15 protein-coding genes are annotated in these 12,040 nt (G+C 38.2%); 3 read left to right on the forward strand and 12 right to left on the reverse strand.

Annotated features, from left to right (window positions below):
- Position 1 precedes the first annotated feature (1 nt).
- From EPA86_RS14360 to EPA86_RS14405, 10 genes are all read right to left on the reverse strand, one after another.
- Positions 2-1,030 (reverse strand): COX15/CtaA family protein, encoded by a 1,029-nt coding sequence (locus EPA86_RS14360; protein WP_140604794.1) that lies wholly within the window; start codon positions 1,028-1,030, stop codon positions 2-4.
- 13 nt (positions 1,031-1,043) lie between these two features.
- On the reverse strand, positions 1,044-1,631 hold the full coding sequence (locus tag EPA86_RS14365) for a hypothetical protein (protein ID WP_140604796.1): 588 nt from the start codon (positions 1,629-1,631) through the stop codon (positions 1,044-1,046).
- 1 nt (position 1,632) lies between these two features.
- Positions 1,633-2,421, reverse strand: a complete 789-nt coding sequence (locus EPA86_RS14370; RefSeq protein WP_170309667.1) for an SURF1 family protein — start codon at positions 2,419-2,421, stop codon at positions 1,633-1,635.
- Positions 2,422-2,433: 12 nt separating this feature from the next.
- The gene (locus EPA86_RS14375; protein WP_140604800.1) at positions 2,434-3,318 is read right to left on the reverse strand and encodes a cytochrome c oxidase subunit 3; all 885 of its coding nucleotides are present in this window, start codon (positions 3,316-3,318) and stop codon (positions 2,434-2,436) included.
- A 29-nt stretch (positions 3,319-3,347) separates the two neighbouring features.
- Complete coding sequence (locus EPA86_RS14380) at positions 3,348-3,899, reverse strand: cytochrome c oxidase assembly protein (RefSeq protein ID WP_140604802.1); 552 nt, start codon at positions 3,897-3,899, stop codon at positions 3,348-3,350.
- Positions 3,900-3,904: 5 nt separating this feature from the next.
- Complete coding sequence (gene ctaD / locus EPA86_RS14385; RefSeq protein ID WP_140604804.1) at positions 3,905-5,500, reverse strand: cytochrome c oxidase subunit I; 1,596 nt, start codon at positions 5,498-5,500, stop codon at positions 3,905-3,907.
- 3 nt (positions 5,501-5,503) lie between these two features.
- Positions 5,504-6,646 (reverse strand): cytochrome c oxidase subunit II, encoded by a 1,143-nt coding sequence (coxB, locus tag EPA86_RS14390; RefSeq protein ID WP_140604806.1) that lies wholly within the window; start codon positions 6,644-6,646, stop codon positions 5,504-5,506.
- Between the two features lie 552 nt (positions 6,647-7,198).
- A complete protein-coding gene (gene lexA / locus EPA86_RS14395) occupies positions 7,199-7,822 on the reverse strand; it encodes a transcriptional repressor LexA (RefSeq protein WP_140604808.1) in 624 nt (207 codons plus the stop codon).
- 105 nt (positions 7,823-7,927) lie between these two features.
- Positions 7,928-8,296, reverse strand: coding sequence for a hypothetical protein (locus EPA86_RS14400; RefSeq protein ID WP_140604810.1), 369 nt, complete (start codon positions 8,294-8,296; stop codon positions 7,928-7,930).
- Between the two features lie 35 nt (positions 8,297-8,331).
- On the reverse strand, positions 8,332-8,676 hold the full coding sequence (locus tag EPA86_RS14405) for a 5-carboxymethyl-2-hydroxymuconate Delta-isomerase (protein ID WP_140604812.1): 345 nt from the start codon (positions 8,674-8,676) through the stop codon (positions 8,332-8,334).
- 252 nt (positions 8,677-8,928) lie between these two features.
- Here EPA86_RS14405 and EPA86_RS14410 point away from each other — a divergent pair, with 252 nt between their 5' ends.
- The 3 genes from EPA86_RS14410 (at position 8,929) to EPA86_RS18400 (ending at position 9,897) form a co-directional block, all read left to right on the forward strand.
- Positions 8,929-9,351 carry a hypothetical protein gene (locus tag EPA86_RS14410; RefSeq protein WP_140604814.1) on the forward strand — a complete coding sequence of 141 codons (423 nt, stop codon included), beginning with the start codon at positions 8,929-8,931 and terminating at the stop codon, positions 9,349-9,351.
- A gap of 4 nt (positions 9,352-9,355) precedes the next feature.
- Complete coding sequence (locus EPA86_RS18395; protein ID WP_246058406.1) at positions 9,356-9,586, forward strand: sigma factor; 231 nt, start codon at positions 9,356-9,358, stop codon at positions 9,584-9,586.
- Positions 9,587-9,651: 65 nt separating this feature from the next.
- A complete protein-coding gene (locus EPA86_RS18400; RefSeq protein ID WP_246058408.1) occupies positions 9,652-9,897 on the forward strand; it encodes a sigma factor-like helix-turn-helix DNA-binding protein in 246 nt (81 codons plus the stop codon).
- 250 nt (positions 9,898-10,147) lie between these two features.
- Here the strand turns inward: EPA86_RS18400 and EPA86_RS14420 are convergent, their stop codons facing one another.
- Both EPA86_RS14420 and EPA86_RS14425 read right to left on the reverse strand, forming a co-directional pair.
- Entirely contained in the window at positions 10,148-10,876 is a 729-nt protein-coding gene (locus tag EPA86_RS14420; protein WP_246058410.1) for a LytR/AlgR family response regulator transcription factor, read from the reverse strand.
- A gap of 39 nt (positions 10,877-10,915) precedes the next feature.
- Positions 10,916-11,992: a sensor histidine kinase gene (locus EPA86_RS14425; protein WP_140604818.1), complete on the reverse strand. Its 1,077-nt coding sequence runs from the start codon at positions 11,990-11,992 to the stop codon at positions 10,916-10,918.
- Positions 11,993-12,040 lie beyond the last annotated feature (48 nt).

Here is a 12,040-nt window from a genome sequence, read left to right on the forward strand (position 1 = left end):
GTTACTCCGACAGCGTATGGTTAGAAAACATTGGCTGGCTGTTTTGGGCTAGAAAGATTACGGCAATTAAGCACATCATTAGGCAAACTGCGACGACATTGTGAGCTACGGCAACGGCTAAAGGTAAGGCAAACCAAATATTACTGATCCCTAACCCGACCTGAACTGTTAGCACAAGTAGTAATAGTTTGGCTGCAGATTTGGTGGCTGCATTTGTTTCCTTGCGAAAAACCATCGCGGCAAGCCAAAGCAAATATAAGGTTGTGATAATAGCCCCTATCCTATGACTAACATGAATAGTGACACGTTCATTAAAGGCTAAGTGTCCAAATTCATAGCTTTCCTTTTCGGGGGGGATCAATTCAAATGCTTTTGAGAAATTTAACTGTGTTGACCAATCACCCTGGCATATGGGTAATTCAACACAACTTGTGGCGGCATAGTTGGCTGAAGTCCAGCCACCTAACGCAATTTGACTTGCTAAAATGAAAAGTCCAACAAGACCTAAACGAGTTATATTATTGCTTGAAGGTATGGCTTGTCTTTTATTCGATAACCGTAAATAGAGCAAGAACAGTAAACACAGCGTGGTAAAACCGCCAAGCAAATGCCCCATCACCACAATAGGCATAAGTTTCATGGTAACTGTCCACATGCCTAACGCACCTTGAAACACCACTAAACAGGCAATAAATAATGGTAATTTTAACGGGACATGCAGTTGTCTACATTTGAAAGATAACAACGCTATTGAGAATATAAACAAGCCTAAGGCGCCGGCAAAATAACGATGGATCATTTCATTCCATGCTTTAGCGGGTTCAACAGGCCTTTCAGGAAAAGCTAATTCAGCTTTTTTAATTTGTTCAGCGGTTTCGGGGACATCAATTAAGCCATAACATGTTGGCCAATCAGGGCAGCCCAAACCGGCATGAGTCAAACGAGTATAGGCACCAAGCCCAATCACCATAATGGCTAATAACATACTGACAAGTACTAATCGCTGAAGGTTTATTTTTCCGTGTTCCATATCGTACTTCCCCTTAACCTACTTTGGAGTATTTCAGTAATTTTTTCATGTCGGCCAATACTTGCTTACCAAATACTGTTTGATTGCTTTCATCTGTGGGTAACTGATGGGATAAAATGATGTTACCTAGCGGGTCAACAATTAATACTTGTGGCTGTGTAAACGTTTCTGTCGATTTTTGTGTTGTAGGTGAAAAGTGCCAATCAGTTGCTTGCTCGACAGCATGATATTGCTGACTTTGCTCATTACTTAATAATGCAACGGGCAACACTCTTGGTTTGTCTTTGCCTAAGGCCAAATAAGTGTTGTATAAAGCTTTCATGCTGCTTTGGCAAATGGTGTTACAGTGTTTTGTTGGGTGATACAAAAGCAACCACTTTTTAGCGAAATTTGTGTTATCAATATTAAGCTGCTCTAGAGTAACAAGTTGTTCAATTAAGGTTCCTTTATTGGTAACGCCGTAATTTAACCAATTATAGTTAAGTGCTAATTTGGCCAATATTACGGGCAAGGCAAAGGCTGCAAGCATTAACAAGAAGGTCGTTTTTGACTTCATTTTACTCGAAGAAGTTCGAATGGTTGTGGTGTCTAAAGTGCTCATATTAAACCTTATTGGAAATTATTATTTTTTGTTGAAAGTAGGCTTTAAACCAAGTAAATACACCACTAACCCATGCCATAAGTAGTAACCATGCAATGGCTAAACAGAACCATTGAAAGGCATAAGCTTGATGTTTCTCTGGCGGCATAACAATGGGCTGCCAACTCTTTTGATAGCCTATAGACTCAGCTTCATCTACATAGGCAACGAACGGTAATAAAGGTTGTTTTAGCTGATTCTCAAGCAATTTATTGAAGGCTGAAAGGTCAATTTGCTGCACTCTTTGGGGCCAACTCACCGATGAGAAATCATCTTCCTTAAGAATAATGCCTTGCTCTACGACCCGTACATGAGCTTTAAATTGTTGCTCACCCAAAATCGGGGTGATTTCCGGTAATTTGGTTCTATCTATATTGCCTAGTACCCAGCCTAGATTGACTAAAACCCCATGGTGTTCGGTTTGAGCAATTTGAAAAACTCGATAGCCAAGTTGACCCTGATGCACTTGGTTGTCGAGTAAGAAAATAAAGTCATTATTTATCTTTGCTGAAAGCTCGATTGGCATGTCGTTAATGTCTTCTTCTGGGTTGTTTGCAAGAGCTACGACTTGCGCCAATGTAATCGGATTAGTTTTCTTTAGATAGGCTATTTTACTAAGGCGGGCTTGTTTCTCTATAGCTCTAGAATATTGCCAGTGGGCGAGTTTAACTAGCGCAGAAAAAATGGCAAAGGTGAAAATGACCCAGCCAATTTTTCTGATAATATTTGACTTTATGCTAACATCTCGCAATGGCAGTACTCATTAAATAATATAAACAAAAACAAATAGCATTACCCAAACTACATCGACAAAATGCCAATACCAACTAGCCGCTTTAAATGCAAAGTGATTTTCTGCTGTAAAGTGTCCTTTGAGTACCCTAAAAAACATCACAATAAGCATAATGCAACCTAATGTTACGTGCATGCCATGAAAGCCAGTTAATAAGTAGAAACTATTACCGTAAACACCACTAGTAAGGTAAAGGCGCATCTCTTCAGAATAGCCATGTGCATACTCTAGTACTTGAAAGTACATAAAGGCTAGACCAAGTAAAATGGTGATCCCTAGCCAAACTTTTAATTGGCTACGGTTGTTCTTGATTAGTGCAGAATGAGCGAAGTGTGCAGTAATTGATGAAGTTAATAACAGTACGGTATTCAGTAATGGTAAGCCATACCAGCCCATAGCTGTGGTTTCAGTGCCGTCAGGTGTTTTTAGTAAAGGCCATGCTGCTGTGAAGTCAGGCCATAAAACCGCTGCAGTTTCAGCATTGTTGCCTTCGCCACCAAGCCAAGGTACTGAGAATACTCGTAAGTATAATAACGCCCCAAAGAAAGCGGCAAAAAACATAACTTCAGAGAAAATGAACCAACTCATGCCTTGTTTAAATGAGTTATCCATTTGATGTGAATATTTACCCGCCAAAGATTCGGTGATGACATCACTAAACCAGCCGTAAATCATATATAGTACTAAGGCGATACCAGCGAGTAAGACATATCCGCCATAGCCACTTTCTTCACTATTCAAGTTACTGACATAATTCCCCGCACCAATGGCGATGAGAAATAGCGCAATAGCACCGATAATAGGCCAGTGGCTTTGACTGGGTACGTAATAGCTTTCATATTCTTTAGTTGTCATATTAGTTCCTTATCTCCTTAAATATGAATTTATAAGGAGGCAATTTTTTCGCTAATGTCGTATAACGTATAAGATAATGTGAGTGTTGATATATCTTTTGGCAGATCAACATCTACATAAAACTGTAATGCCATTTCAACTTCTTCATCGGCTTGTAACGGTTGTCGTTCAAAACAAAAGCATTCTATTTTTTGAAAGTAGCCGGCAGCGATTCCCGGTGAAACAGAAGGCACTGCTTGACCAACAATGGCTTGAGTAGCTTGATTTTTAGCGTAAAACTTCACCACTTTTTGTTCACCTGGGTGTACTTTTATTTGTTGAATAAGTGGCTTAAATTTCCAAGGTATTTGCTTAGCATTATGAGTAATAAACTGTACAGTAACCGTTCGTGAGGTATCGATACCATCAGCCGTGTATGCTACTGCTTCATCATTAGTTTTACCGTTTAGGCCCGTAATATCACAAAACACGTCATACAATGGGACTAAAGCGAAGCCAAACGCAAACATACCCACTACGACAAACATGAGCTTTTTCACAGTGGTTGTATGGCTTTGCGGTGTTGGCTTATCGCTAGTCATAATGATTACTCGTCTTTGATCGCTGGCGGCGTACTAAAGGTATGGTATGGAGCTGGGCTTGCAACCGTCCATTCAAGTCCCTCAGCACCATCCCAAGGTTTATCTGCTGCTTTCTCTCCGCTTCGAATACACTTAATAACGACGGCAAGGAAAAGCAGTTGAGATAGGCCAAATGCAAAGCCGCCAATACTGACCCATTTATTAAAATCGGCAAACTGCAATGCGTAATCAGGAATTCGTCTAGGCATACCTGCTAAACCAAGGAAATGCATAGGGAAGAACAATAGGTTGACACTAATAATAGAGCACCAGAAGTGCCATTGAGCTAATGTCTGGTTGTACATATGGCCTGTCCATTTAGGTAGCCAATAATACGTCCCCGCAAAGATTGAGAACAATGAACCTGTCACCAGTACATAATGAAAATGAGCAACAACGAAGTAAGTATCATGATATTGGAAATCAACAGGCGTTAATGCCAGCATCAAACCTGAGAAGCCACCAATAGTAAATAATATAACAAAAGCGATAGAGAACAGCATAGGTATCTCAAAACTCATTGAGCCGCGCCACATTGTTGCTACCCAATTGAATACTTTCACCCCTGTAGGTACGGCGATTAACATGGTGCAATACATGAAGAATAGCTCGCCAAAGAGCGGCATCCCTGTGGTAAACATATGATGCGCCCAAACAATAAATGACAATAAAGCAATTGATGCGGTCGCATAGACCATAGAGCTATAGCCAAATAATTTTTTACGGGCAAATGCTGGGATGATAGTAGAAACAATCCCGAATGCAGGCAAAATCATAATGTAAACTTCCGGGTGTCCAAAAAACCAGAAGATATGCTGGAACATGACAGGATCACCACCGCCCGCAGCATTAAAGAAGCTGGTTCCAAAATAAGTATCTGTAAGTACCATGGTAACAACACCCGCTAACACTGGCATTACCGCAATGAGCAAATAGGCAGTGATAAAAAAGGTCCAAACAAATAAAGGCATTTTCATGTAGGTCATGCCGGGCGCACGCATATTCATAATGGTGACGATGACATTGATTGCGCCCATAATAGAAGATATCCCCATAATATGAACGGCAAAGACAAAGAATGCTGTACTACCATTTGAATAGGTTGTTGATAGTGGTGCATAAAATGTCCAACCAAAGTTTGGCGCGCCACTTTCCATGAAGAAAGAGCCTATGAGTATGCTAAATGCAAAAGGTAGAATCCAAAAGCTCCAGTTATTCATACGTGGTAATGCCATATCAGGAGCACCTATCATCATAGGGATCATCCAGTTAGCAAAACCAGTGAAGGCTGGCATAATGGCACCAAACACCATGATTAAACCATGTGTTGTGGTTAACTGATTGAAAAAATCAGGCTCAACGATTTGTAAGCCGGGCTGGAATAGTTCAGCCCGAATTATCATGGCGAGGCCACCGCCAACTAATAACATAATAAAAGAAAACCATAAATATAGCGTGCCAATGTCTTTATGGTTTGTTGTATAAAGCCAGCGCTTTATACCACTGGGTTGAGCATGATGCTCTTCGTGATGTTCGGTATTTTCTAGCGTATCTGTGGTCATTTGTTATTCTCCGCTGGCAGCTTTTACATCGGCGCTTTGTACTAAGTCACCCGTGTCATTACCCCAAGCATTACGCTCGAAAGTGACTACGGCGGCAATTTCTTTTAAGCTCAGTTGTTTTCCATAACCTTGCATACCTGTGCCGGCTTTACCGTTAAAGACAATGTCGATGTGTTCTTCTATGCTGCCTGTTGTCGCAATAGGGCTTCCCTTAAGAGCAGGAAAAGCAGGAGGAATACCTAAACCTGTTGGCTGATGACAGGCTGCACAATGTGCAAGATATGTAGATTCACCCAGTTGCATGAGTTCTTCTTTACTCATTGAAGCACTTAATGAAGCTTGCTCTGCATTTGCGGCATCAGCAATGAGTTGTTGTTGCTCTTTAAGCCACTGTTGATAATCTTCTTCAGACTTAACTTCTACGACAACGGGCATAAAGCCGTGGTCTTTACCACATAGTTCGGCACATTGACCGCGGTAAATGCCCGGTTTATCTACTTTTGCCCACGCTTCATTGATAAAGCCGGGGTTGGCATCTTGTTTAACGGCAAAAGCAGGTACCCACCAAGAATGAATTACATCATCAGAAGTTAGTAAAAAACGAACCTTTTTATTCACGGGAATGACTAAGGGTTTATCAACTTCGATTAGATAATGTTCACTGCGTGTTGCAGGTTCACCATTATGATTTTCATATTGTTCTCGTGGGGTAGAGAGAACAGAATAGAATTCAATGTCTTGATCGAAATATTTGTAATGCCATTTCCATTGTGAGCCCGTAACTTGAATGGTGATATCAGAATCACTATTATCTTCCATGGCTATTAACGTGCTGGTAGCGGGAATGGCCATAGCTATTAGAATAACAACAGGGATGGCGGTCCAAAGAATTTCTATCTTAGTACTTTCATGAAAATCTGCTGGCTTTGCGCCTTTCGATTTTCGATGGAAAATAATTGACCAAAACATGACACCAAAGACTATAACGCCTATGGCAGTACAAATGTATAGCACCAGCATATGTAAGTCATAAACTTCATTACTGATTGCGGTAACACCTTTAGTTAGATTCAACTGCGAATCAGACCAAGCAGCATTGGAAAATAAACTTACCAATAGCAGCCATATTCGGTTACGTCCTCTCACTCGACATCTCCTTGCCTCTAATACCAACAGGTATGTTGTTAGAAACAGAAATGCAGCAATGTAAATCACGGCCCACTGAACTGAATATCTGTTAATTCTTTATAGTTTTATTTAGTAAATTAACGACGTGAACGAGCAATAATAATCTGAAAGGATTGTATTAGCGTATTGACGTCTTTTTATTCTTGTTATGGTCATTTTTTGTTCTATCCTTGTTTAGGATTACCTAAAAATTGATCTAGGTCAATTATTTTTATAGGACATAGTTGGCAAAAAAGCCAATTAATTCAATGGAGTAATAACTCTAACTATTGAGCTAGGCTAGATGAATACTGAAAAGTAATAGCTGAAAAATTTTTCAATTAAAGTGACATATATCACAAAAAAATAATTGTTATTAGCTAGAAAAAAGCGGTGTTTGTCTCAAAATAATGGGGAATAGCAGTAAAGATTAGCTATTGGGAGAAAATGATAATGAATATTATCATCTTACAAGTTGGGCTTTATTGGAATATCGCTAAAATACTCCAATAAAGTTATTAGCAGTATAGGCTACATCCAGTTACCGTTGCGAACAATGCCAACAGCAATGCCTTCAATATTGAAGTGCTGTGCTGTTAAGTCGACCTTAATGGGATCAAATGCATCATTTTCAGCATGTAAATAAACAATATTACCTTCTCGCTTGTAGCGCTTAACCGTAACATCATCTTCAACGCGCGCCACAATAACTTGCCCATTGTGCACGTCAGTTGTTTGGTGTACTGCTAATAAATCGCCATCCATAATACCAATTTCTTTCATGCTTTCACCATTTACACGCAGTAAATAATCGGCAGCAGGATGGAAGAGGCTGCCATCGAGTTTGTAATGATCTTCAACATGCTCTTGGGCGAGGATTGGTTCACCCGCAGCAACTTGACCAATTAAAGGAATGCCTTCCTCTTCAAGCTGTTCTTCTACCAAACGAATACCTCGAGAGGTGCCAGCTAACATCTCAATATAGCCTTTTTTAGCTAATGCTTTTAAGTGTTCTTCAGCTGCATTGGCAGATTTAAAGCCAAAAAACTCAGCAATTTCAGCACGCGTTGGCGGCATGCCTGTTTCTTGTATTTTTTCTTTTATTAAATCAAAAATTTGTTGCTGTCTTGCTGTTAATGGACGTAAGTTTTCCATAGCATAATTCCTGTAAATTTACACAGTAGTACTGGTAGTATATACAGTCTGTAATTAAAGACAAGTAATTGTTTTGTAAATAGACAATGTTGTTTTATTGGCACTTTAATTTGAGCAAGGTATGGCTAAAATACTTATCGACAGTCTATCGTTATCGGCAACTACTGAAGAGGCAGGTTCATTGGGTGCTAAATTGAATGTTTGTTCGTAACTGGTAGTATTATCAGAAATACAACAAATGGTATTTAATAATCCAGACGCTAATACTGTGGTTTGTATGTCAATTGAATAGGTTTTACCTTCAAGCATAAGGCGCTCGCCAATATAGGTATTATGGCTAGTTGAAACGACCGTTTTACCGAGATACTCAACACGAATATCAAGAGTGATCAGTATTTTTTGTGCTTGTTCAAATTTGTTTTGTTGATTTCTGTTGATGGCAGATAAGTAAATACCACCCCAAGGACTACTCATATATGCATGACCTGATTTTTTATAAATATTAACTATTACAACATTGAACGGTTGCAATAGGTTGCCTTTTCGAAATCGCTAATGTTCATGGCGATATTCGCTATATCTGGAAATAACTCCGTCAATTTTTCAACTATATGCTGAGAAAGTGCCGCTTTTTGCTTGGTAGTTCTACCTTGCATGATATGAGCAAAAACATGAATAAAGTCTTGTCGAGCATTACCAACGGAATATTTTTTAAAGGTGTTTAACCTGACTTTAATATCATTATTGTCGAATAAATCTGAGTTCTCAGCAACTAGGTGTATTTGCTCAATAATGTATTCTTCATCATAAGATGCAAGAATGCTCTCAGAGCAATCTACGATAAAATGTGGCATGTCGTTTCCTGTTGTAGATCGATTTTTTGATAATAGGTCGGTTCAGTTTTCAAATGTTTAAAATAAAGTAATTACACATAAAACCCAAATAATAATTGTTATGAAATATTAATGCCCTACAAAATATATTGTGGTTTCAATTGCGGGTAAAAAAGTCGACACATTGATTGACTGAATATGTTTAAATAGTGAAAAATTTAACCAGTTAAAAATAATAATTATATTGGCTGTTTTACTGTTAAAGGAATATTTATGAAAGGTGCAGGTGGTACATCGGGTGGATTAGGGCAATTTTTTATTGGCTTAGTAATGATGTGTGGTGGTTTTTATATGCTGTTAAATGCAATTACCGTCACATCAAGCTTTGGTATGGGTATGCGTTTATATGGTTTTTCGGCCATGGGTGGCTCTTATAATATTACCAGCGGTATGATCATGATCCCGTTTATTTTCGGTGTTGGTTTGATTTTTTATAATAGTAAAAATATTCTGGGTTGGATTTTATCTATAGGCTCAGTAACAGCGCTTATATTTGGTGTAATATCATCAATTCGATTTTCGTTTAGAACCATGACATCGTTTGATTTGATTGTAATTTTAGTACTGGCTATGGGCGGATTAGGCTTATTCCTTCGTTCATTAAAAGCACTAGATGAAAAGCTTCCTGACGCATAATACGATGAATCTAGAAGAGCTCTGGCAGGAATATCAGTCAGCATTAAGAGCATTTTTACTCAAGCGTGTAGCTGATCATGATGATGTCGAAGATTTACTGCAAGAAGTGCTGATAAAAACTCATCAGGGTTTATCTGATATTCGTGCAGCGACGAGCGTTAAGTCATGGCTTTTTCAGGTGGCGAATAGAACCACGATAAATTTTATCGACATAAGGCAAAAGCGAATGCTTTAGCGGATGAAAAGCTATGGTTTGAACAAGATGAAATATCAGTTCAGCAGGAATTTTTAACATGTGTCGTGCCTTTTATTTCTGCTTTGCCTGAAGAGCACGCTGATTTATTAACGGCGATTGATGTACACGGTGAGTCACAAAAAGACTATGCCAATAAGCAAGGCGTTAGTTATTCAACTTTAAAATCAAGAGTTCAAAAAAGCAGGGAATTATTAAAAGGCATTTATGAAGATTGTTGCCATTTTTCAGTTGATAAACAAGGGAATGTCATTGATTATCAACCTAAGAATGGCAAGTGTGATGGTTGTTAAAAGCTACAGCAGTTATTGACACTGCTGATCGCCATAGTAATTATTTGGGTAATTACAATCTTTCGCTGAATTCTTATTAGTTTTTGCGACAAAAACTGCTTTTATAAGTTGAATCAATTTTCTCATAGTAGTCACCTTTTTGTTGAGTTCTTAAGCATAATGACAGTGAACTCATTTTGAGTAAATTTGATAAATTGCATCACTATGTTCAGAAAAATAGATGATAAAACCGCTACTTGTTCATTGCTATTTACAAAGCTAATACTGCTTTAAATACACTGCTTTGCCGGCGAGAAACTTCAACTATTGCACCACTGTTCAGGGTCAACTCTAAACCACCTGTACTACAAGTCTCAATATTATTGATGGTATTAAGTTGCACAATATTTTGTCTGCTAATGCGAAAGAAACTATCTTTGGGTAATCTTGCTTCTATTTGTGCCAGTGTTTTATAAATCATCGGCTTTTTATCTGCAAAATAGACTCGAGTATAGTTACCCATGGATTCAAAACGTTCCACTTGCTCTAGTTTAATTAACCAACATTGTTTACCGTCTTTGACAAAAAACTGGCTGGCTAAGGTCATTAAGCTTTCACTAAGATCACTGTTTTGATTAGTATTTCTTTGAGTAATTAATTTTACTTTTTCACACGCTTGGTTTAATCGTTTTTGAGTATAAGGCTTTAGTAAATAATCAATGGCATCTTGCTCAAATGCTTGTAAAGCATACTCTTGAAATGCCGTGGTAAATATTACATAAGGTGCGTGTTCAAGCTGAGTGAGAAAGTCAAACCCGTTACCATCAGGTAAATCGATATCAAGAAAGACCAAATCTGGTTTGTGTTCTTGATAAAGTGTCAGTGCCTTTTCGATGTTTTCAGCTTCTGCGACGCAATGCACATAAGGTATTTTTTCTAATTGAGATTTTAATTCAAGTCGCGCTAACCTTGAATCTTCTACAATAATAGCGGTAATCATTGTCATTCCATTTGTTATTATTAAAAACCTAGTAATTGTTTACCTAGGTAAACTCATCATTGCTTTAACGCCAATATCTGAGCTTTCAAGGGTAAAAGAACTTTTCTTCCCATAAACTAGGGCTAAACGTTGCTTGATGTTATTAAGGCCTACCCCTGAACGTGCTTGTTTAGGATTATTTTTCGCTAATAATTCACCACTGTTTTCTACTGAAATTAGCCAGTGCTCTTGATGTAGTTCACTGGTTATTTTAATTATACCCCCAGCGGTTAATTTACCAATACCATGCTTAATGGCGTTTTCTACTAATAATTGTAAAACCATTGGCGGCAGTAATAACGACATTGTTTCAGGTGCTAAGTTGTACTCAGTAGTGAGCTTATCCTCAAATTGTAGAGAATTTAGTGCGATATATTGTTCGACAATATCAATCTCTTCACTAAAAGAGATCAGCTTTTCCTTATCAATTTGCATGGTATATCGCATCACTTCTGATAAATGAGCTAGCATATCCCTTGCTTTGTCTGCATCCTCTAAAATGAGCGCTCTGATATTATTGATGGCATTAAAAATAAAATGAGGGTTAATTTGACTAAGAAAAACGTCGAGTTGTGCCTCTTTTAAAGAATGCGACAGATGTTTTTGTGCTTGCTGTGAGTGCTTCAACTGCTGTTGTTTCTTTAACATGGTATATAGTGCTGACCAAGCCAATACTAAAAAAGCTATCATAGGTGCGCTCAGCATAATTTGCTGAAAGAGCAGTTGATCATTACTTTTAAAAATGGCCATTTGATTGGGCACAATAATTACCGCAAATAGCATCATTGTTAGGCAGGCTGTCACTATTGAAGCAAGAATCATATGGCCAATAGTTTTAACAATATGAGTGGAGTTCAGCCGAGATTGATAATATTTCCTCAATAAGCTTGTAGTAATAATTAAGCAACTGCCTAGTACGAGTGAGTTAATTAATTCAGAGACATGGAAATGAACAAAATATTGTCTTCCTGCTAAATTCAATAAAGTAAACAGCCCCCAGCCAATAATTTGCAGAAACCAAAAAAGCGCGTTGTTATTTCGGGTATTAACGGGATATTCAGGCTGAAAAATGTTCATTTTTAATTGTCTTCTGAATCGATGAGTATTATATAAGTGATTTGTTGA

This window comes from Litorilituus lipolyticus (assembly GCF_006439335.1).
Classification (GTDB): domain Bacteria; phylum Pseudomonadota; class Gammaproteobacteria; order Enterobacterales; family Alteromonadaceae; genus Colwellia; species Colwellia lipolytica.